At 66.6% G+C, this 19528-nt stretch carries 21 protein-coding genes; 17 read left to right on the forward strand and 4 right to left on the reverse strand.

From position 1 onward, the window contains the following. The first annotated feature begins 16 nt into the window (after positions 1 to 16). From WFP78_RS02790 to WFP78_RS02820, 7 genes are all read left to right on the forward strand, one after another. Complete coding sequence (locus WFP78_RS02790) at positions 17 to 2734, forward strand: bifunctional [glutamine synthetase] adenylyltransferase/[glutamine synthetase]-adenylyl-L-tyrosine phosphorylase (protein WP_336958435.1); 2718 nt, start codon at positions 17 to 19, stop codon at positions 2732 to 2734. Positions 2735 to 2798: 64 nt separating this feature from the next. After that, a complete protein-coding gene (bcp, locus tag WFP78_RS02795) occupies positions 2799 to 3266 on the forward strand; it encodes a thioredoxin-dependent thiol peroxidase (RefSeq protein WP_336958437.1) in 468 nt (155 codons plus the stop codon). Continuing rightward, the gene (locus tag WFP78_RS02800; protein ID WP_419722897.1) at positions 3259 to 4065 is read left to right on the forward strand and encodes a ferritin-like domain-containing protein; all 807 of its coding nucleotides are present in this window, start codon (positions 3259 to 3261) and stop codon (positions 4063 to 4065) included. Before bcp ends, WFP78_RS02800 begins: the two co-directional genes overlap by 8 nt. A 105-nt stretch (positions 4066 to 4170) precedes the next feature. After that, entirely contained in the window at positions 4171 to 4902 is a 732-nt protein-coding gene (locus WFP78_RS02805; protein ID WP_419722898.1) for a M23 family metallopeptidase, read from the forward strand. A 173-nt stretch (positions 4903 to 5075) separates the two neighbouring features. Then, positions 5076 to 5402 carry an iron-sulfur cluster insertion protein ErpA gene (gene erpA, locus WFP78_RS02810; protein ID WP_336958443.1) on the forward strand — a complete coding sequence of 109 codons (327 nt, stop codon included), beginning with the start codon at positions 5076 to 5078 and terminating at the stop codon, positions 5400 to 5402. 66 nt (positions 5403 to 5468) lie between these two features. Beyond that, positions 5469 to 6239, forward strand: coding sequence for an exodeoxyribonuclease III (gene xth, locus WFP78_RS02815; protein ID WP_336958446.1), 771 nt, complete (start codon positions 5469 to 5471; stop codon positions 6237 to 6239). 78 nt (positions 6240 to 6317) lie between these two features. After that, positions 6318 to 6914, forward strand: coding sequence for a DUF2239 family protein (locus WFP78_RS02820; RefSeq protein WP_336958448.1), 597 nt, complete (start codon positions 6318 to 6320; stop codon positions 6912 to 6914). A 32-nt stretch (positions 6915 to 6946) separates the two neighbouring features. Here the strand turns inward: WFP78_RS02820 and clpS are convergent, their stop codons facing one another. The 3 genes from clpS to WFP78_RS02835 all read right to left on the reverse strand — a co-directional run bounded on the left by clpS (position 6947) and on the right by WFP78_RS02835 (position 10437). Then, on the reverse strand, positions 6947 to 7315 hold the full coding sequence (gene clpS, locus WFP78_RS02825; protein ID WP_419722899.1) for an ATP-dependent Clp protease adapter ClpS: 369 nt from the start codon (positions 7313 to 7315) through the stop codon (positions 6947 to 6949). A 264-nt stretch (positions 7316 to 7579) separates the two neighbouring features. After that, positions 7580 to 8527 carry a phasin family protein gene (locus tag WFP78_RS02830; protein ID WP_336958450.1) on the reverse strand — a complete coding sequence of 316 codons (948 nt, stop codon included), beginning with the start codon at positions 8525 to 8527 and terminating at the stop codon, positions 7580 to 7582. Positions 8528 to 8595: 68 nt separating this feature from the next. After that, the gene (locus WFP78_RS02835; RefSeq protein WP_336958451.1) at positions 8596 to 10437 is read right to left on the reverse strand and encodes a PHA/PHB synthase family protein; all 1842 of its coding nucleotides are present in this window, start codon (positions 10435 to 10437) and stop codon (positions 8596 to 8598) included. Between the two features lie 160 nt (positions 10438 to 10597). Here WFP78_RS02835 and WFP78_RS02840 point away from each other — a divergent pair, with 160 nt between their 5' ends. The 6 genes from WFP78_RS02840 to WFP78_RS02865 all read left to right on the forward strand — a co-directional run bounded on the left by WFP78_RS02840 (position 10598) and on the right by WFP78_RS02865 (position 15412). Next, positions 10598 to 11806 (forward strand): LL-diaminopimelate aminotransferase, encoded by a 1209-nt coding sequence (locus tag WFP78_RS02840; protein WP_336958453.1) that lies wholly within the window; start codon positions 10598 to 10600, stop codon positions 11804 to 11806. A gap of 39 nt (positions 11807 to 11845) precedes the next feature. After that, positions 11846 to 12328: a DUF2721 domain-containing protein gene (locus tag WFP78_RS02845; RefSeq protein WP_336958880.1), complete on the forward strand. Its 483-nt coding sequence runs from the start codon at positions 11846 to 11848 to the stop codon at positions 12326 to 12328. After that, on the forward strand, positions 12312 to 12719 hold the full coding sequence (locus WFP78_RS02850) for a DUF4345 domain-containing protein (protein ID WP_336958455.1): 408 nt from the start codon (positions 12312 to 12314) through the stop codon (positions 12717 to 12719). Before WFP78_RS02845 ends, WFP78_RS02850 begins: the two co-directional genes overlap by 17 nt. 325 nt (positions 12720 to 13044) lie before the next feature. After that, positions 13045 to 13821 carry a sulfite exporter TauE/SafE family protein gene (locus tag WFP78_RS02855; protein ID WP_336958457.1) on the forward strand — a complete coding sequence of 259 codons (777 nt, stop codon included), beginning with the start codon at positions 13045 to 13047 and terminating at the stop codon, positions 13819 to 13821. A gap of 222 nt (positions 13822 to 14043) precedes the next feature. Next, positions 14044 to 14214, forward strand: coding sequence for a hypothetical protein (locus WFP78_RS02860; protein WP_336958459.1), 171 nt, complete (start codon positions 14044 to 14046; stop codon positions 14212 to 14214). Between the two features lie 31 nt (positions 14215 to 14245). Continuing rightward, positions 14246 to 15412 carry an aminotransferase gene (locus tag WFP78_RS02865; protein ID WP_336958461.1) on the forward strand — a complete coding sequence of 389 codons (1167 nt, stop codon included), beginning with the start codon at positions 14246 to 14248 and terminating at the stop codon, positions 15410 to 15412. A gap of 40 nt (positions 15413 to 15452) precedes the next feature. Here WFP78_RS02865 and WFP78_RS02870 read toward each other — a convergent pair whose 3' ends face one another. Continuing rightward, the gene (locus tag WFP78_RS02870; protein WP_336958462.1) at positions 15453 to 15656 is read right to left on the reverse strand and encodes a hypothetical protein; all 204 of its coding nucleotides are present in this window, start codon (positions 15654 to 15656) and stop codon (positions 15453 to 15455) included. 166 nt (positions 15657 to 15822) lie between these two features. On the opposite strand from WFP78_RS02870, the gene WFP78_RS02875 reads away from it, so the two are divergent. The 4 genes from WFP78_RS02875 (at position 15823) to WFP78_RS02890 (ending at position 19480) form a co-directional block, all read left to right on the forward strand. Continuing rightward, positions 15823 to 17886 carry a carbon starvation CstA family protein gene (locus tag WFP78_RS02875; RefSeq protein WP_336958464.1) on the forward strand — a complete coding sequence of 688 codons (2064 nt, stop codon included), beginning with the start codon at positions 15823 to 15825 and terminating at the stop codon, positions 17884 to 17886. Further along, entirely contained in the window at positions 17883 to 18068 is a 186-nt protein-coding gene (locus tag WFP78_RS02880; protein ID WP_336958465.1) for a YbdD/YjiX family protein, read from the forward strand. Before WFP78_RS02875 ends, WFP78_RS02880 begins: the two co-directional genes overlap by 4 nt. Before the next feature lie 104 nt (positions 18069 to 18172). After that, positions 18173 to 18742, forward strand: coding sequence for a peptidase S14 (locus WFP78_RS02885; RefSeq protein WP_336958466.1), 570 nt, complete (start codon positions 18173 to 18175; stop codon positions 18740 to 18742). 33 nt (positions 18743 to 18775) lie between these two features. After that, positions 18776 to 19480 (forward strand): HAD family hydrolase, encoded by a 705-nt coding sequence (locus WFP78_RS02890; protein WP_336958468.1) that lies wholly within the window; start codon positions 18776 to 18778, stop codon positions 19478 to 19480. Positions 19481 to 19528: the final 48 nt, after the last annotated feature.

The raw sequence follows: 19528 nt of genomic DNA on the forward strand, positions 1-19528 counted from the left end.
GCGTGGGGTGCCGGGCATGACGGCTGACTGGACCGGGGGCCTCGCGCGGGCGGAGGCGCATGCGCCCTTTCTCAATCGGCTGATGACCCGGCATGCGGGCATCGCCGGCCTGCTGGCGGTTGGCGATGAGGCGGGGGCGCTGGCGCAGGCGCGCGCGGCGGGCGAGGGGGCGGCGAGCGTCGCGCAGGCGCTGCGCTGGCGCCGTGGTGCGCTGGCGCTGGTGACGGGGATCGCCGACCTTGCCGGCGCCTGGGACCTGGACCGGGTGACGACCTGCCTGTCCGATTTTGCCGACGAGGCGATCGAGGCCGCGCTCGCCGCCGCCTTTGCCGAGCGTTATCCCGGCGAGCCGGTGCGGGGGCTGGCGGTCATCGCGCTGGGCAAGCATGGCAGCCGCGAACTCAATTACAGTTCCGATATCGACCCGATCATCCTGTTCGATCCCCACACCCTGCCGCACAGCGCGCGCGAGGAGCCGGTGGATGCGGCGGTGCGGCTGACGCGGCGGATGAGCGAGCTGCTCTCCGCGCGCGATGGCGACGGCTATGTGTTCCGCGTCGACCTGCGCCTGCGACCCTCGCCCGAGGCGACGCCGGTGGCGCTGCCGGTGGACGCGGCGATCGGTTATTATGAATCGATGGCGCTGGGGTGGGAGCAGGCGGCCTTCATCCGTGGCCGCGCGGCGGCGGGCGATATCGCGCTGGGCCGCTATTTCCTGCAGGCGATCCGCCCCTTCATATGGCGCCGGAGCCTGGATTTCGGGGCGATCGACGCGATTGTCGACATCAGCCGCCGCATCCGCGATCACTATGCCAGCGGTCAGGCCTTCGGCCCCGGTTACGACCTGAAGCGCGGGCGCGGCGGCATCCGTGAGGTCGAATTCTTCGCGCAGGTGCATCAGCTGATCCATGGCGGGCGCAACCCGGCGCTGCGGCTGGGCGCGACGCGGCAGGCGCTGGCGGCGCTGGCGGTTGCCGGCATCGTCCCGCCCGAGGATGCCGCGCATCTGGACGACGCCTATGTGTTGCTGCGGACGATCGAGCACCGGCTGCAGATGGTGGAGGACCGGCAGACGCACGAGTTGCCCAAATTGCCCGAAAGCCTGACCAATGTCGCGCGGCTGCACGGGCTGGAGGATGGCGACGCGCTGCTCGCGCTGCTCAGGCTCGATGTCACATGGGTCGGTGCCAATTACGACAAGCTGGTGCGCGAGGATGCGGATGCGCGGTTGAGCCGCGATCCCGACATGCTGGCCGATCAGATCGCGGCCATGGGTTTTGCCGGGATCGAAGCGCCGATGGCCCGCATCGCCCATTGGCGCGACGGTTCCGTGCGTGCCCTGCGCAGCGCCGCGGCGCGCGAGGCGCTGGAGGCGCTGCTGCCCGGCCTGATGGCGGCGCTTGGCGCCGCGCCCGATCCCGCCACGGCGCTCAACCGCCTGACCGACATGATCGACCGGCTGCCGAGCGCGATCAACTTCTTCAAGCTGCTGGCCGCGCGCCCGGCGCTGGTCCAGCTGCTCGTCGAAATATTGAGCCATGCGCCGACCTTGGCCGATGCGCTCGCCCGGCGCACCGAATTGCTGGATGGCCTGATCGACGCCAGCGCCTTCGATCCGGTGCCTGACGTGCCGACGCTGGCCGCGCAGCTGGCGCAGCTGGAGGCGGGCGAGGATTATCAGGCGCTGTTGGACCGGGTGCGACGGCAGGTGGGCGACAAGCGCTTCGCGCTGGGCGCGCAGATCGTGCGCGGGCTTGCCGATCCGCTGGACGTGGCGCGCGGCTATTCGCGCCTGGCCGAAGCGGCGATCGAGGCGCTGGGGCAGGCGACGGTGACCGAATTCGAGAGCGCGCATGGCAAGGTGCCGGGTGGCGAGCTGGTCATCCTGGCGCTGGGGCGGCTGGGCGGCGGGGCGCTGACCCATGCGTCCGACCTCGATCTCATCTACCTGTTCACCGGCGATTTCGCGGCCGAGTCCGATGGCGCCCGCCCGCTGGGCGCGACCCAATATTTCAACCGGCTGGCGCAGCGGCTGACCAATGCGCTGTCGGTGCCGACCGCGTCCGGTCCGCTTTATGAGGTCGACACGCGGCTGCGCCCGTCGGGCAAGCAGGGGCTGCTGTGCGTCAGCCTGGACAGCTTCACCCGCTATCAGCGCGAGGAAGCCTGGGTGTGGGAGCATCTGGCGCTGACGCGGGCGCGGCCGGTCTTCGGATCGGCGCAGGCGCGCGCGGCGGTGGAAAAGATCGTCAGCGACACGCTGCACATGCCGCGCGACCTGGACCGGCTGACGCGCGACGCGGTGAAGATGCGCAGCGACATCGCCACCCACAAGCCGCCTGCCGGGCCGCTGGACGCGAAGCTGGTCAGCGGCGGTCTGGTCGACCTGGAATTCCTGATCCACGTCACCCAGTTCCGCAGCGGCAAGGGATTCTCTCCCCAGCTGGAAGAGGCGCTGGCCATGCTGATCGCGGCGGGCGCATTGCCGCCGGAGCTGATGGCCGCCCATGCCCTCATCTCCCGTCTGCTCATCGTCTCCCGGCTGGTATCGCCCAAATCCAATGAGCCGCCGGCGGCGACGCGGCCACTGGTCGCCCGTGCCTGCGACGTGCCCGATTGGGAGACGTTGCTCGCCCGCTATGACGCGGCGCGGGCCGATGTGGCGCGCGCGTGGCAGGCTGTGGTGACGGCGGCGGCACTGACGTCGGAAGGGGATGCGGACACGCCCCGGTGACGCCGCCGGCCTTGCGCCCTATGAGGACGTACCACCGCCGATTTTAACGCCAGGGAGACCCGATATGCTGAAGGAAGGCGATACCGCGCCCGCCACCGTGATGTTCCATGACAGCGAGGGGAAGCCCGCCAGCCTCGCCAATTATCGCGGCACGCCGCTGCTCCTCTATTTCTATCCCAAGGCGGACACGCCCGGCTGCACCAGCGAGGCGCAGGGGTTCACCGAGTTGGCCGAGGATTTCGCCGCCGCCAATGTGCCGGTGGTCGGCGTATCGAAGGACAAGCCGGCCAGGCTGAAGAAATTCGCCGAGAAATATGGCCTCAAGGTTGCGCTGGTCTCCGACGAGGAGGGGCTTTTGTGCGCGGCGTTCGGCACCTGGGTGCAGAAGAGCCTCTATGGCCGCGACTATATGGGGATCGAGCGGTCGACCTTCCTGATCGATGGCGAGGGCAGGATCGTGAAGGTCTGGCCCAAGGTGAAGGTGAAGGGCCATGCCGCCGACGCGCTGGCGGCGGTGCAGGCGCTTGGTTGAGGAAGGTGCGGTCGGCACTGTCGCCGCCGCCTGCCGCGCCGTCCTGCTGACCGCCGATCCGCGTGCCAAGGCGATGGCCGCGCGGTCGGCGGCACGGCGCTGGCGGCTGGGGCGGCTGCGCCATGGCTTCGATATGGCCATGCCCGATCGCCCGGCGCGGCCGACCCGCCCGGAACTGCTGCCGCCCAACCAGATGCCCCGGCGGGGCAAGGGCGGATCGCTGCGCGCCCGCATCGCCATGCTCCACGCGCTGGCGCATATCGAATATGTCGCGATCGATCTGGCCTTCGACCTGATCGGCCGGTTCGGCGCGCAGTTCGATCCCGCCTTCACCAGCGACTGGATGCGAGTGGGTGCCGACGAGGCGATGCATTTCGCGCTGCTCGACCGGCGGCTGCGGCAACTGGGCAGCCATTATGGCGCGCTCCCCGCGCATGATGGCCTGTGGGAAGCGGCGGAGGAAACCGCGCATGACGCCATGGCCCGGCTTGCCATCGTGCCGATGGTGCTGGAGGCGCGCGCGCTCGACATCACGCCCATGACCATTACCCGTTTCGAAGGCGCGGGCGACCTGGCGACGGCGAAGATGCTGGGGCGAATCATGCGGGACGAAATCCGCCATGTCGGCGCGGGGACAAGCTGGTTCGTCACGGCGGCGAACCGATTGGGCGTAAACCCGCCGGAAACTTACCAAATCCTTGTAAAACGCCATTTTCGAGGGCGGCTGAAACCGCCGTTCAACGACTCAGCGCGTCGACAAGCCGGTCTGACGCGGGATTACTATGTTGCGCTTGCGTGAACGGGCTGGATTTGCAGACATGCGGCGGGGGCAGCAAAAGCTGCAAAAAAACACGGGTCAACGGCACGCTGGAAAACCGGCGCGTCCGAATAAGTCGGGGTTCGCATGTCGCATCGCTTTATTGGCAACGATAATAAAAGCCGTTTGTTCCGCCTTTTTTCTTCCACCGCGAAAGCTCTTCTGGGTGCGGCGACGTTCGTAACCCTGTGTGCCGCGGCGCCGGCGAATGCGGCAAACACCGATGACGGCCCCTATGCCGACATCACCGAAGCCGACATGAACGCGATGGGCGCCTCCGACGCCGGGTTCCAGACCCTCTTTTCCAGCTGGAAGAAGATGGACGATGTGACCCGCGCCGCCGTCTACATCCCCTCCGGCCGCCCCGTCGACAAGCTGAGCCTGACCAGCAATTACGGCGTCCGCTCCGATCCCTTCAACGGCCGCGCCCGCATGCACAAGGGCATCGACATCCCCGGCCCCGTCGGCACGCCCATCTATGCGACCGCCGACGGCATCGTCGCCCGCTCCGGCTGGGTGAACGGCTATGGCAACATGGTGGAAATCACCCATGGCAACGGCATGGAAACGCGCTACGGCCATATGTCGAAGCTGATCGTGGAGCCCAACAGCCGCGTGCGCCGTGGCCAGATCATCGGCCTGATGGGATCGACCGGCCGTTCCACCGGCAGCCATCTGCATTATGAAGTCCGCGTCGATGGCGCGGCCATCAACCCGCTGCCCTTCGTGGCCGGCGCCGATTATATGGTCGCCATGAACACCAAGCCGCCGCTTGCGGTCGGTGGCCCGACCAGCCGCGAGGAGAAGGCGGCGAACTGATCCGCCCCTTTCTTACCCGACTTCCCCGACAAGATCGCCGATGGGCGGATGCAGCGCTGACCCGCGCTGTTGTCTTCGGTCGCGCAATGCTCCCCGGCTGCGTGGCTACCCCGATTGCCCCTTTCCAACAGCGTCCCTTGCCTGCACCCCATTGCCCCCCTATCTTGGCGTGCATGAGCGACATTGATCTCACCCCTTCCGCTGCTGCCCGTGTCGCGGCAATCGCGGCCCGGCAGGGCAAGCCCGCCATATTGCGCCTTGCCGTAGAGGGCGGTGGCTGTTCGGGCTTCCAATATCGCTTCGGGCTGGCCGATGCGCCGGAAGGCGACGACCTGTCGGTGGAGCGCGATGGCGTGACCCTGCTGGTCGATTCGGTCAGCCTCGATCTCGTCCGCGGGGCCAGCGTCGACTATGTCGAGGATCTGGGCGGCGCGGCCTTCAAGGTGACGAATCCCAATGCGACCGCCGGTTGCGGCTGCGGTTCCAGCTTCGCGGTCTGACCTGTCGGCGCGTGATCGGCGCACTCACCGCTTGACCTGCGCGTCGCTTTGGGCTCCCACAGCCCCATGCGTATCGCCACTTTCAACATCAACGGGATCAAGGCGCGCCTGCCGCGCCTGATCGAATGGCTGGACGAAACCCGGCCCGACGTCGCTTGCCTGCAGGAGATCAAGACATCCGACGAGACCTTTCCTGAGAAGGATATCGAGGCGGCCGGCTATGGCGCGATCTGGCATGGGCAAAAGGGCTTCAACGGCGTCGCCATCCTGGCGCGGGGGCAGGTGCCGGTAGAGGTCGCGCGCGGGCTTGCGGGCGAGCCGGAGGACGAACATAGCCGCTATCTGGAGGCGGAGGTGGATGGGGTGCGGATCGCCAGCATCTACCTGCCCAATGGCAATCCGCAGCCGGGCCCGAAATTCGACTACAAGCTGCGCTGGATGAAGCGGCTGCGCGACCGTGCGGCGCAGATCTGGGCGGAAGAGGTGCCGGCGGTGCTGGCCGGCGACTATAATGTCATCCCCCGCGATCGGGATATCTATTCGGTGAAGGCCATGGCCGACGATGCGCTGATGCAGCCGGAAAGCCGTGCCGCCTATCGCCGCTTGCTGGGCGATGGCTGGGCGGACGCCATCGCCACCCGGCATCCGGCGGGCGGGGTGTGGACCTATTGGGATTATCAGATGAATGCCTGGCCGCGCGATGCGGGCTTCCGCATCGACCATCTGCTGCTCAGCCCCGCCGCCGCCGACAGGCTGGTCGATGCGCAGGTCGACAAGGATTTTCGCGGGCGGGAAAAGGCCAGCGACCATGCCCCGGTCTGGGTGGAATTGCGTTAGCCATTCGCTTATATATTACCCGGATAATATTGACTCATTTTATCCGGGTAATATATGCCGTTCCGAAAGGAGCGCGACATGGAACGCACATTGACGGCCTTTGCCGCGGAAAGCTGGATCGGGACGGGCGACGAGGATGAGGTGCGCGCCGCGATCCTGGCCATGGGCGGCGATGCGCCGACGATCCTCATCTTCGACGATGCGACCGGGCGACAGGTGGACATCGCCCTGCGCGGTGTGGCCAGTGCGGCCAATGCTGGGATTAGCGACGGGTCCGGCGACTCCATCGGTGACAGGGCGCAGGTGCCGCAGTCCCGTGGACGGGGGCGGCCCCGGCTGGGCGTGCAGGCGCGTGAGGTGACATTGCTGCCCCGGCATTGGGACTGGCTTGCGACGCAACCGGGTGGCGCGTCGGTGACATTGCGCCGCCTGGTCGAGGCCGCGCGTCGGGAGGCATGTGCTACGCCGTCGCCGCGCGCTGCCATGGACGCGGCCTATCATTTCCTGACCGCGATGGCGGGCGACCGGCCGGGCTATGAAGCGGCGATCAGGGCGCTCTATGCGCGTGATGCGGCGGCGTTCGACGCGGCCTGCGCTTCATGGCCGTCGCCCATCCGCGCACATGGCGCCGCTTTGGCTGCCCCGGCATTTGCGGATGGAGAGGATGGTCGATGAGCGCGCGATCGGGCGCCCCGGCAGCCTGAACGTCAGGCTTTCTCCAGCGTGCATTGCAGCGGGTGCTGGTTCTGCCGGGCGAAGTCCATCACCTGGTTCACCTTCGTTTCGGCCACTTCATAGCTGAAGATGCCGCAGACGCCGACGCCGCGCTGGTGGACATGCAGCATCACGCGAGTCGCCTCTTCCATGTCCATGCGGAAGAAGCGCTGGAGCACATGGACGACGAATTCCATCGGCGTGTAATCGTCGTTCAGCATCAGCACCTTGTAGAGCGAGGGCTTCTTTGTCCGCGCGCGGGTGCGCGTGGCGATGCCGACGCCGGGACCGCCGGTGCCGTCTTCATCGTCCTTGCGCTCCGCCATGGACGCCGGGCGGGGGAGAAGCTGTGCCTTGTGCATGATGCTGGAGAATATGGCATATGTTCGCACGCACGCAAGGGGGGTGGGCGGCAGTTACCATGTTTGTCTGCGTCGATTTGATGCTGTCGTGCGGCGGCACGGCATGGATGTGCGGCCGAATCGGATCAGGACGGGCCAATGGCGGCCGGGCGCCGATCCCCGGCGATGCCGGAGGCCGCAAACATGAAAAGGGGCAGGCACGCATCCTGCGTGGCCGCCCCTTTTTCATTATTCCGGATCGGCGGGAAACCGCCAGTCCCGGCCTCAGGCGGCCAGCGACTTCACCTTGTCGGTGATGATCGACACGCGGTTGCTGATCGGCTGAACGACGTCACCGGCCAGCTTGATCATGGCTTCGCTGCTCTTGGCCGTTTCCTTGGCGAAGGCGTCGAAGCTGCTGGAGAACAGCTCGCTCTGCAGCTGGAAGAATTCGGCCGGCGTCTTGATGGAGGCGAAGCTCTTCATCGTCGCGGTGGCTTTTTCGAAATTCTTGCGGCTGTACTCGGCGGCGTCCTGGCCCAGCGCTTCCACGCCCTTGGCAGCGATCTTGCCCGATTCGACCATCGCTTCGACATTGCCCTTGGCAAGAGCGCCCAGCTCCTCAAGCGCCTTGGTCGACTTCTCGACGCTGGCCTTGGCCTTCTCGTTGATGTCGGCGAAGGCGGTTTCAAACTTGGCCTTGGTCTCTTCGGCAAACTTCTTGGTGGTTTCGATCACGTCGGTCATCTTCGATATTCCTTCTTCAACAGGAACCGCTGGAATGGTCTTCGGCGTGACCACGGGCGGGAGCTCAGGAGCAGCAGGGGCGACGGCCGCCGTCGCGACAGGCGTAACAGGGTCCGATGTCGGTTTTGAGACGATCGGAGCAGCCGGTGCCTCTGCCGGCGGTGCAGGAGAAGTCTGGGCGACAATGGGTTCTGCCGCGATTTCCGCCGGTGTTGCGGGGGCCGCCGGCGGCGTGGCCGGTATGGCCTTGGCGACCGGTGGTGCCGCGACCTTGGCAGCCTTTGGAGTCGGCGGCGCCTTTGTCGGGGCGGGCGCGATGCTGCTGCTGGCAGCGTCGAGAGCCTGGGCGGCCGTCAACATTGCCGGTGTCTTGCCGGGCGCTTTCGCGGCGGCACGGGGCGTTGCAGGTTTCGGGGTTTTAGGTGTGTCGGCCAATGGAACGACTCCTCTTGTTGCAGCGCACAATACCGAAAAGCCCAGCTTCATGCAAGGCTATTTATTGTGCAGTGCAGCATAAAACCGGAAAATCCGATCCAAAGCGGAATTACCCCTGTTTAATGGAGCCTTACATAGCGGCCCGGTGCATCCTCTATGGCCTTGCGCTTGCCCTTTCCGGGGCGGCGCGCGCCTTTCGCAACCACGGTGGTTGAATCGAGCGCGTGAATCCAGGCCAGCCAGTCGGGCCACCAGCTACCCTTGTTTTCGGTGGCCTGGGCGATGAATTCATCCAGCGTCGCGGCGGGGGCGTCCGAACACCAATAGCCATATTTGCCCGCCGCCGGCGGATTGACGACGCCGGCGATATGGCCAGACGCCGCCAGCAGGAAGCGCACGGGCCCCTTGAAATGCTCGGTGATCTTCCACACGCTTTCCATCGGCGCGATATGGTCCTCGCGCCCGGCCTGCACATAGCTGGGCGTGTGGACCAGGCGCAGGTCGAGCGGCGTTCCCCCGACGCTGAGCGCGCCGGGGATCACCAGCTTGTTGTCGCGATACAGGTCGCTCAGATAGGCCTTGTGCCAGGCGGCGGGCAGGTTGGTGGTGTCGCCATTCCAGTAGAGCAGGTCGAAGGGCGCATAATCCTTCCCCAGCAGATAATTGTTGACCACATAGTTCCAGATGAGGTCGCGGGCGCGCAGCAGGTTGAACGTCGCCGCCATGTAGCGCCCGTCGAGGAAGCCGGGGGTGGAAAGCTGGTCGATCAGCTTCAGCAGTTCGTCATCCACGAACAGGCTGAGATCGCCCGCCCTGGAGAAATCCACCTGCGCCACGAAGAAGGTCGCGCTCGCCACCTTGTGCGCCTCGCCCCGCGCGGCGAGCACGGCGAGCGTCGCCGCCAGCGTCGTTCCCGCCACGCAATAGCCGATGGTGTGTACGCTTTCGACACCCAGCAGGTCGCGCACCGTGTCGATCGCGTCCACCTGCCCGCGCAGGATATAATCGTCCCACGTCACATCCTTCATGCTGGCGTCGGCGGATTTCCATGAGACCATGAAGACGCTGATGCCCTGGTCCACCGCCCATTTAACGAGGCTCTTCTGCGGGGACAGGTCGAGGATGTAGAAGCGGTTGATCCATGGCGGGAAGATGATGAGCGGCGTCTTCAGCACATCCGGCGTCGTCGGTTCATAATGGATGAGTTGATAGAGCGGGGTTTCGTAGATCACCTTGCCCGGCGTCGCCGCGATGTTGCGGCCCAGCTCGAACTGGCTGGTGTCGGCCTGGGTCAGCTGGCCCTTTTCCAGATCGGCGAGCATGTTGCGCAGGCCGGTGAGCAGGTTCTCGCCCCCGGTCTCGATCGTCTTCTGCAGCACGGCGGGGTTGGTGAGCGGGAAATTGCTGGGCGAAAGCGCATCGACCAGCCCGCGCGTGGCGAAGCGGAGCTGCTCCTTCTGCTTGGGCGGCACGCCGTCCACCGCATCGGTCAGCCGCATGAGATAGTCGGCGGCGAGCAGATAGCTCTGCCGGATGAGGTCGAACAGCGGATGCTCCGTCCATGCCGGGTCGGCAAAGCGAGGATCGCCGCCGCGCTTTTTCGCCGGTGCCCCGTCCCGGGTCTTGTCCCCGGTCTTGTCCTGGGCGACGGGGGCTGGCGGATCGCGCAGCATGCCGCCGCCGTCAAGGAAGCGCTGCCACAGCGCCATCCCCTCCCCGGCGAACTCGCTCTGGATCGCGGCAATGGTTTCGACGTTGAACGGCAGCGGCACGGCCGGGCGCGCAGCGGCGGTTTCCGGCTCGGCCGTACCCCCGGTCAGGACCGGTGCGGCCCTGGCCATCGCCGTTGCCGCATGCTCCAGGATCAGCTGCTGCGCCTGACCGATGGTCAGCGTCCATTGCTGCATCTGTTCCAGCGAAGGGATCGCCGTGGCGGGTACAGGATGTTCGCGATCGGCCATGCCACTCTCCCTTCGCGCTTTCCGGCCCTGCGCGCGTTTCCGGCCCGTCGTGCTTTCTCTGGCAAGCGGCGCGGTCGGCGTATATAGCCGGTCGCGGCGCACCAGATTGCGCCAGCCTAGCAAGCCTCCAACGGAGACGGAACAAGGAAAGTCGCCGACAATGTCCGAAGAATTTTACCGCATCAAACGCCTTCCCCCCTATGTCATCGCCGAAGTCAACGCGATGCGGGCGGCGGCGCGCGCGGCGGGTGAGGACATCATCGACCTTGGCATGGGCAATCCCGATCTGCCGCCGCCCGATCATGTGATCGCCAAGCTGATCGAGGTGGCGTCGAAGCCCGACGCGCATGGCTATTCCGCGTCCAAGGGGATTCCCGGCCTCCGCAAGGCGCAGGCCAATTATTATGCCCGCCGATTCGGTGTGGATGTCGATCCCGATACGGAAGTCGTCGTGACCATGGGGTCGAAGGAAGGGCTCTCCAGTCTCGCCACCGCGATCACCGCGCCGGGCGACGTGGTGCTGGCGCCCAATCCCAGCTACCCGATCCACACCTTCGGCTTCATCATCGCGGGGGCGACCATCCGCTCCGTGCCGACCACGCCGGACGAGAATTACTGGCGCTCGCTCGACCGGGCGATGGCCTTTACGGTGCCGCGCCCGTCCGTGCTGGTGGTGGGCTATCCCAGCAATCCGACGGCGGAGACGGTGGACCTTGCCTTCTACGAACGGCTGGTCGCGTGGGCGAAGGAGAACAAGGTCTGGATATTGTCCGACCTTGCCTATTCCGAGCTGTATTATGACGGCAACCCGACGCCGTCCATCCTGCAGGTGCCCGGCGCCAAGGATGTCGCGATCGAGTTCACCTCGCTGTCGAAAACCTATTCGATGGCGGGCTGGCGCATCGGCTTCGCGGTCGGCAACAAACAGCTGATCGCCGCGCTGACCCGGGTGAAGAGCTATCTCGACTATGGCGCCTTCACGCCCATCCAGGCGGCGGCCTGCGCGGCGCTCAACGGGCCGCAGGACATCGTCCAGAAGAACCGCGAACTGTATCACAAGCGCCGCGATGTGCTGGTGGAGAGCTTCGGCCGCGCCGGGTGGGACATCCCCGCGCCGCGCGCCTCGATGTTCGCCTGGGCGCCGCTGCCGCCCGCGCTCAAGGACATGGGATCGCTCGAATTTTCCAAGCAGCTGCTCACCCAGGCCAAGGTCGCGGTGGCGCCCGGCGTAGGCTATGGCGAGGATGGCGAGGGCTATGTGCGCATCGCCATGGTGGAAAATGAGCAGCGGCTGCGGCAGGCGGCGCGCAATGTGAAGCGTTACCTGCAGTCCATGGGCGTCAATACCCCGGCCAAGGGCGCTGCATAAGCGCGACGGCAGCGCGGGGAGAGGGGCGTGAGCGCGACGATGGGGATCATCCAGCTGCCGCAGGTGGCGCATGTCGGGCAGACGATCCAGCTCGCGGTCGCGCCCGTGTTCATGCTTGCCGGCCTTGGTGCCTTCCTCAATGTCTGCGCCGGCCGGCTGGCGCGCGTCATCGACCGTGCCCGGGTGGTGGAGAAGGGCGTGCTCGCCTCCCGGGGACGCGAGCATGACCGGCTGGTCGAGGAAATCCGAGTGCTCGACAAACGCATGAGCGTGGTCAACGGCGCCATCTTCCTTTCGGTCGCGTCGGGTTGTGCCATCTGCCTCGTGGTCATCCTGCTGTTTTCGGCGGAGCTGTTCCGGGGGCATCTGGGCACGGCCATCGCCTTGCTCTTCATCATGGCGATGGTGCTGCAGGCGCTTGCCTTCGCCACCTTCATCCAGGAAATCCGGCTGGCCTCGCGCACCATCCATATCCGCAACGAAGTGCTGTATCACAAGGTCGAGGATGGGGACGAAGGCTGAAGCGCGGCTGCTGCAGGCGGTGGTGGCCATCGCCTGTCTGGTGCCGTTGCTGGCCGGGGGCATGGGGGTGCTGCGCGGGCCGGTCTGGCTGAAGGGCGTGGGCGCCCTGGGGCCGTTGCCGGCCGATCTCGACAGCCATTTCCGCTATATGAGCGGCATCTTCCTGGGGGTCGGCATCGCCTTTGCCAGCTGCATCCCGGATATCGCGCGCATGGGGCCGCGTTTCCGCCTGCTCGGCGTGCTGGTGGTGGCAGGCGGGCTCGCGCGGCTGCTGTCGCTGGTCGAGGTCGGCGCGCCGACGCCCGGCCATCGCTTCGGGCTGGTCATGGAACTGGGTGTCGTGCCGCTGCTGATGCTGTGGCAGGCGCGCGTGGCGCGCCGGGCGCGATAGCGGCATGCGCTGCCCTGGCGGCTCTGGCTCCCTTGCGGTCCATCGCAGCGATCCGGGCCGGAGCGCTGCGCATGGCCTGGCGCAAAGCCGGGATGGGGTAGCGTTGCTCGCGTATCTCTGCTTTGTTGCCCGTCATATTTTCTAAGGCGATCCGCATGCGGCGATCCGCTATGCGAGCGGCGGGGATGGATGCGAGCGCGGGAGAGCAGGCATGGCAATGACGAAAGACGGGGCCATGCACGGCATGGGGATGCCGGCCGCCCGGTCCCGGCGCGATCGGGTATAGCGCCCTGATGCCCACCCACTTCGCGAGCCTGTGGCCGCAATGACGATCCAGCCTCTTTATGCGGTCGCGGGCCTGTTTGTCGGCATGCTCGTCGGGCTGACGGGCGTGGGCGGCGGATCGCTGATGACGCCGCTGCTGGTGCTGATGTTCGGCTTCCATCCGTCGGTAGCCGTCGGCACCGACCTGCTCTACGCATCGGTGACGAAGAGCGTGGGCAGCCTGGTCCACGGCATGCGCGGATCGGTCGACTGGCGCATCGTCGGGCTGCTCGCCACGGGCAGCGTGCCGGCCGCCGCCCTGTGCCTCTGGATGCTGTCCAGCCTCGGCCATCCTGCCGCCGCCGCCGAAGCGCTGATCAAGACCGTATTGGGCGTGGTGCTGGTGCTGACGGCCATCGTGCTGTTGTTCCGCGATCGCCTGACGCGCTGGTCGCGCAGTCATGACAGCCACCGGAGCGAGGGCCTGACGACCGCGCTGACGGTCATCCTCGGCCTCGTCATCGGTGCGGCGGTGTCCCTCTCCTCCGTCGGTGCGGGCGCCATCGGGGCGACGGCGCTGATCTTCCTCTATCCCCGCCAGCCGCTGGGGCGGATCGTGGGCAGCGACATCGCCCATGCCGTGCCGCTGACCCTGATCGCGGGCGTCGGCCACTGGTTTCTCGGCTCTGTCGATGTCGGGTTGCTGCTGTCGCTGCTGGCCGGCTCGATCCCCGGGATCATCATCGGCAGCATGGCGTCTTCCCGCGTGGGGGATCACTGGTTGCGCCCGGCCCTTGCCGTCACGCTGGCGCTGGTGGGCACCTTGCTGCTGCTGTGATCGCCCGGATGGAGGGCGCCGTCATTGCAGGCGAAGGAAAAATGATGAGCCGCAAAGCAATGCTTGAGAGACATATCTCTACTTCGTCGGTAGATAGGATGTCGAGTTCACGCTCCGCGGCTTTTGAAGGATGTCAGCTTGCTCCGCGTCACCAACGGCTAAAGCGCACGGTACTGAAGCGACCACGCCAGGTTTCGTGTTTCCGCAATATTGGAGACGACGATGACCAACACCCGATTTTCCGCCCGTTCCCGCCGCCTGATCCGCGGTCGCGCGCCTGTGGTGCGCCCCGCCGCGGCGCTGCCGGTGCCGCATCCCTCCTGGTTCGGCCAGGCGGTGGACCCGGCCGAGCGGTTGGCCCCGGACCAGTTCTGGGCACGCCTGGGCCTCTGACCGGCGCGCGCGCCTGGACCGGGCGGCGCGCATGGTGAACCCCGTCTATGCCCGGATGGGGACCACCATCTTCGAGCAGATGTCCGGCCGTGCGCGCGCATCCGGTGCGATCAACCTGGGGCAGGGCTTTCCCGATGCGCCGGGCGATCGCGATGTGCTGGATGCTGCGGCGCGGGCGCTGACCGAGCGGTCGAACCAATATCCGCCCATGGCCGGCCTGCCGGAACTGCGCGCGGCGGTGGCGGCGCATTATCGCGATCACCAGGCGCTGGACCTGTCGCCCGACGAGGTGACGGTGACGTCCGGCGCGACCGAGGCGCTGGCCGCCGCGCTGTTCGCGCTGATCTCGCCGGGGGACGAGGTACTGCTGTTCCAGCCGCTCTACGACGCCTATCTGCCGTTGATCGCGCGGGCCGGCGGCACGGCGCGCCTGGTCCGGCTGGAGCCGCCGCACTGGCGGCTGACCGCCGATGCCCTCAATGCGGCCATCACGCCGCGCACGCGCCTTGTCGTGCTCAACAATCCTGTCAATCCCACCGGCACGGCGATGGACCGTGACGAGCTGGGCCTGCTCGCGGCCTTTTGCGTGGCGAACGATCTGGTCGCGATCTGCGACGAGGTGTGGGAGCACATGATCTATGACGGTGCGGTCCACCTCCCGCTGATGGGCTTTCCCGGCATGCGCGAGCGGACGGTGAAGATCGGGTCGGCGGGCAAGATCTTTTCGCTGACCGGCTGGAAGGTCGGCTGGATGTGCGCGGCGCCGGCGCTCTCGGGCGTGCTGGCGCGGGCGCATCAATTCCTCACCTTCACCACCCCGCCCAACCTGCAATGGGCGGTGGCGGAGGGGCTGGGCAAGCCCGACCAATGGTTTGTCGACATGCGCGCCGGTTATCAGCGCGGGCGGGACCGGCTGGCCGGGGGACTGGCCGAAAAGGGCTTCGCCGTCCTGCCGAGCCGGGCGACATGGTTCCTCAGCATCGACCTGCTGGCGAGCAGCATCATGATCGACGATGCGACCTTCTGCGACCGGGCGGTCGCGGAAGCCGGGGTCGCGGCGATTCCCATTTCCGCCTTCTTCGCCGAACGCCCGGTGACGCATCTGGTGCGGTTGTGCTTCGCCAAGGATCTGGCGGTGCTGGACGAAGCCGTCGCGCGGCTGGCCGGCTTTCGCGAGCGGTTGATCGGCGAGATGTAAAGGCCAGCGCGTGACGGGCTGGGCGCAAAGGGGCGGGGCGTCAGCCCTCCAGCAGGTCGAGATAGGCGACGACATCATTGTCGGTGGCTAGGAACAGCCCGTCCTGCACCGTTTCGGGCTGGGCGGCGGCCATCGCCAGGGCTTCGCTGAGCGGGCCATAGAATAATGTGGTGGCCGCGCCGCCGCCATCGGCATCGCTCAGATGATAGAGGCGCACGCTGACATCGCCTGATACGGTACGCATCGTCCTTCTCCTGATCTGCCGTCCGGGCGCCGCCTGTAACAGGCCGATGGCGGACAGGCCATCGGCTTCGACCAAAGCCGCAATGGCGTCCTGAACGGTAGCATCTTGCGCACGCGCGATGTAATCCTGCCTGCGTGAAAGCATAACAGAGGATCGCCAGCCCCTCATGACCCGTCATCTTCCCTGGATCGCCTTTGCCATTATCGGTGCCTTTGCCCTGTCCGTCGTCGCCACGGTGCGCGGCGAGGCGGTGAACGCGCTGTGGATCGTCGTCGCGGCGGTCAGCATCTTCCTGGTCGCCTATCGCTATTATGCGCTGTTCATCGCGCGGCAGGTGATGGGGCTGGACCCCTCGCGACCCACGCCCGCGATCCGGCGGGCCGACGGGCTCGACTATGTGGCGACCGACCGTACCGTCCTCTTCGGCCATCATTTCGCGGCCATTGCCGGTGCGGGACCGCTGGTGGGGCCGGTGCTGGCGGCGCAGATGGGCTATCTGCCCGGCACGCTGTGGATCATCGCCGGCGTGGTGCTGGCGGGCGCGGTGCAGGATTTCATGATCCTCTTCATCTCCATGCGCCGCGACGGCAAGTCGCTGGGCGAGCTGGTGCGGATGGAAATGGGGCAGGTGGCGGGCACCATCGCCTTGTTCGGCGCCTTCACGATCATGATCATCATCCTCGCGGTGCTGGCGCTGATCGTGGTGAAGGCGCTCGCCGAAAGCCCGTGGGGCATGTTCACCGTGGCGGCGACGGTGCCGCTCGCCATGCTGATGGGCGCCTATACACGCTGGATCAGGCCGGGCCGCATCGGCGAGGTCTCGCTGATCGGGCTGGTCGGCCTGCTCGCCGCCATCGTCTATGGCCAGGCGATTGCGGCCTCGCCCTTCTGGGGGCCGCTCTTCATCTTCACCCCGGTGCAGCTGTGCTGGATATTGATCGGCTATGGCGCCGTTGCATCGGTGCTGCCGGTGTGGCTGCTGCTCGCGCCGCGCGATTACCTGTCGACCTTCCTCAAGATCGGCGCGATCGCGGCGCTCGCCATCGGCATCGTCATCATGGCGCCGCCGCTCAAGATGCATGCGGTGACGCAGTTCGTCGGCGGCAATGGGCCGGTCTGGTCGGGCGCGCTCTTCCCCTTCCTGTTCATCACCATCGCCTGCGGATCGGTTTCGGGCTTCCACGCGCTCATCTCCAGCGGCACCACGCCCAAGCTGATCGCGAGCGAGGCCCATGCCCCCTTCATCGGTTATGGCGCGATGCTGATGGAGGCGTTCGTCGCCATCATGGCGCTGGTGGGGGCGAGCATCCTCGACCCCGGCATCTATTTCACCATGAACGCACCCGCCGCGATCATCGGCACGGATGCTGCGAGCGCCAGCGCGGCCGTGACCGCCATGGGCTTCCCGATCTCGCCCGACCTCATCACCCGGACGGCGAAGGATGTGGGCGAGCATACGATCATTTCCCGCGCGGGCGGCGCGCCGACGCTGGCCGTCGCGATGGCGGAAATCTTCAGCCATGTCGTCGGCGGCCCGGCGATGAAGGCCTTTTGGTATCATTTCGCCATCCTGTTCGAGGCGCTTTTCATCCTGACCGCCGTGGACGCGGGCACGCGCGCCGGACGCTTCATGCTGCAGGACCTGATCGCGCTGGCGGTGCCGTCCTTCAAGGAGACGAGCAGCCATGTGCCCGCCATCGTCGCCACGGCATTCACCGTCGCGGCCTGGGGCTTCTTCCTCTATCAGGGCGTCACCGATCCGCTGGGCGGGGTGAATACGCTGTGGCCGGTGTTCGGCATCTCCAACCAGATGCTGGCCGCCATCGCGCTGATGCTGGCGACCGCCGTGCTGTTCCGCATGAAGCGCGACCGCTTCGCCTGGGTGACGATGGTGCCGACCGCCTGGCTGCTCATCTGCACGCTGACGGCGGGCGCGATGAAGCTGCTCTCGGCCGATCCCAAGGTCGGCTTCCTCGCCCATGCCGCGAAATTCGCCGACGCGGCGGCGGCCGGCACGCTGCTGGCGCCCGCCAAGTCGATGGCGGAGATGCAGCGGATCATCTTCAACGACCGGGTGGATGCGGCGCTGTGCGGGCTGTTCCTGGCGGTGGTGCTCTCCATCCTGTTCTTCACCATCCGCACCTGCATCGCCGCGCGGGCCAGTGCGCAGCCCACGGCGCAGGAAATCCCGGCGCATGATGTCTCCGGGCGGATGGTCCCGGCCGAATGAGCGGGATCATCGCCACCCTGCGGCAGACCGCGCGGCTGATGGTCGGCCTGCCCGATTATGACGCCTATCTGCGCCATATGGCGGCGCATCATCCCGACCAGCCGGCCATGGACCGCACGCAGTTCTTCCGCGACCGGCAGGAGGCCCGCTACGGGGGCAAGAATGGCGGGCGCTGCTGCTAGGGGTATCGGCCGGCGCGCGCCTTTCCCCGGCAGGGCTGCAACCAAAGCGATCCGGGCTCGTTAGGGAAGGGTGCCTGCCCTCCCATGATCCCACGAGCCCCATCATGCCCTTCGCGACGCTGACCGCCGCCGATTTCGAGACGCCCGCCATCATGTTGAGCGGCCCGGTCGATTACAACATGTACCGGTTCTTCCGCAGCGCGCTCGGCGCCGCGCCCCAGCAGGGGCTCGTCATCGTGGAGCTTTCGACGCTGGGCGGCGATCCGGAGGTTGCGCGCATGATGGGCGAGGACATCCGTTTCCACAGCGACATCCGGCCCGACCGCCGCCTCGTCTTCCTGGGCAAGACCGCGATCTATTCGGCCGGCGCCACCTTCATGAGCTTCTTCGCCATCGAGAACCGCTATCTGACGCGCGGCACCCGGATGATGATCCATGAGCGGCTGATCGACAGGAACATGCATGTCGAAGGGCCGCTGACCAGCTGCATCGCCTCGCTGAAGGCCGCGATCAACGAGATTGAGGTGTCGATCGCGATCCAGAATGAAGGCTTCGCCAATCTGGTCGCCGGATCGCAGGTGACGCTGGACGAGGTGATCGCCCGCGCGCCGGAGAACTGGTATCTCGAAGCGCAGGAGGCGTTGAACCTGGGTTTGGTGGCGGCGGTCCTCTAGCGGGGCGCCTCGCACGCTGCTAGAGCATGCATCATGCCTATCAAACTGGTCTGCCTGGATGCAGACGACACGCTCTGGCACAATATGCGGCATTTCGATGAGGCCGAGCGGGCGCTGATTGCGCTGATTGCGCTGATGGAGCCTTTTGCCAGGGCCGGGGTGGATCGCGATGCACTGACGGCGGTGGAAACGCGCAATCTCCACATCTACGGCTATGGCGCCAAGAGCTTCACCCTGTCGATGATCGAGGCGGCCATCGAACTTTGTGGTGATGATTTGCCGATGGAGGCGATCAGCGGCATATTGGCGGCCGGGCGCACCCTGTTGCAGCACCCGGTCGAACTGTTGCCGGGGATCGAGGAGACGCTGGACCGGCTGGCGGATATCGCCCCGCTGGTGCTGGTGACGAAGGGCGAGCTGCTGCATCAGGAAGTGAAACTCGCCGCCTCAGGCCTTGGCGACCGCTTTTCCTCGATAGAGATCGTCAGCGACAAGAAGACCGAGACGTTCGAGCGGCTGTTCGCCCGCTTCGGCGTCGAGCCCGAACAGGCGGTGATGGCGGGTGATTCGATGCGGTCGGATGTCCTGCCGGCGCCGGCGGCGGGGGCCCATGCCGCCTTCATCCCCCAACCGTTGTCATGGTCGCACGAGGCCGCCGCCCATCCGCAGGCGCATCCCCGTTTCCGGCAGCTTGAAAGCCTTGCCGAACTGCCCGGCTGGATCGCGACGCTGCCTTGACGATGCGATCGGGGCGATGACGCATATTTATGTTGCATCGCAATAGTG

Origin of the sequence: Sphingobium aquiterrae (genome assembly GCF_037154135.1) — a bacterium.
GTDB classification, from domain to species: Bacteria; Pseudomonadota; Alphaproteobacteria; order Sphingomonadales; family Sphingomonadaceae; genus Sphingobium; species Sphingobium aquiterrae.

Excerpts from the sequence above, each read along its gene's own strand:
- WFP78_RS02790 (WP_336958435.1), top strand. The coding sequence starts at position 17 with ATGACGGCTGACTGGACCGGGGGCCTCGCGCGGGCGGAGGCGCATGCG.
- bcp (WP_336958437.1), top strand. The coding sequence starts at position 2,799 with ATGCTGAAGGAAGGCGATACCGCGCCCGCCACCGTGATGTTCCATGAC.
- WFP78_RS02805 (WP_419722898.1), top strand. The coding sequence starts at position 4,171 with ATGTCGCATCGCTTTATTGGCAACGATAATAAAAGCCGTTTGTTCCGC.
- erpA (WP_336958443.1), top strand. The coding sequence starts at position 5,076 with ATGAGCGACATTGATCTCACCCCTTCCGCTGCTGCCCGTGTCGCGGCA.
- xth (WP_336958446.1), top strand. The coding sequence starts at position 5,469 with ATGCGTATCGCCACTTTCAACATCAACGGGATCAAGGCGCGCCTGCCG.
- WFP78_RS02820 (WP_336958448.1), top strand. The coding sequence starts at position 6,318 with ATGGAACGCACATTGACGGCCTTTGCCGCGGAAAGCTGGATCGGGACG.
- clpS (WP_419722899.1), bottom strand. The coding sequence starts at position 7,315 with ATGCACAAGGCACAGCTTCTCCCCCGCCCGGCGTCCATGGCGGAGCGC.
- WFP78_RS02830 (WP_336958450.1), bottom strand. The coding sequence starts at position 8,527 with ATGAAGCTGGGCTTTTCGGTATTGTGCGCTGCAACAAGAGGAGTCGTT.
- WFP78_RS02835 (WP_336958451.1), bottom strand. The coding sequence starts at position 10,437 with ATGGCCGATCGCGAACATCCTGTACCCGCCACGGCGATCCCTTCGCTG.
- WFP78_RS02840 (WP_336958453.1), top strand. The coding sequence starts at position 10,598 with ATGTCCGAAGAATTTTACCGCATCAAACGCCTTCCCCCCTATGTCATC.
- WFP78_RS02845 (WP_336958880.1), top strand. The coding sequence starts at position 11,846 with ATGGGGATCATCCAGCTGCCGCAGGTGGCGCATGTCGGGCAGACGATC.
- WFP78_RS02850 (WP_336958455.1), top strand. The coding sequence starts at position 12,312 with ATGGGGACGAAGGCTGAAGCGCGGCTGCTGCAGGCGGTGGTGGCCATC.
- WFP78_RS02855 (WP_336958457.1), top strand. The coding sequence starts at position 13,045 with ATGACGATCCAGCCTCTTTATGCGGTCGCGGGCCTGTTTGTCGGCATG.
- WFP78_RS02860 (WP_336958459.1), top strand. The coding sequence starts at position 14,044 with ATGACCAACACCCGATTTTCCGCCCGTTCCCGCCGCCTGATCCGCGGT.
- WFP78_RS02865 (WP_336958461.1), top strand. The coding sequence starts at position 14,246 with ATGGTGAACCCCGTCTATGCCCGGATGGGGACCACCATCTTCGAGCAG.
- WFP78_RS02870 (WP_336958462.1), bottom strand. The coding sequence starts at position 15,656 with ATGCGTACCGTATCAGGCGATGTCAGCGTGCGCCTCTATCATCTGAGC.
- WFP78_RS02875 (WP_336958464.1), top strand. The coding sequence starts at position 15,823 with ATGACCCGTCATCTTCCCTGGATCGCCTTTGCCATTATCGGTGCCTTT.
- WFP78_RS02880 (WP_336958465.1), top strand. The coding sequence starts at position 17,883 with ATGAGCGGGATCATCGCCACCCTGCGGCAGACCGCGCGGCTGATGGTC.
- WFP78_RS02885 (WP_336958466.1), top strand. The coding sequence starts at position 18,173 with ATGCCCTTCGCGACGCTGACCGCCGCCGATTTCGAGACGCCCGCCATC.
- WFP78_RS02890 (WP_336958468.1), top strand. The coding sequence starts at position 18,776 with ATGCCTATCAAACTGGTCTGCCTGGATGCAGACGACACGCTCTGGCAC.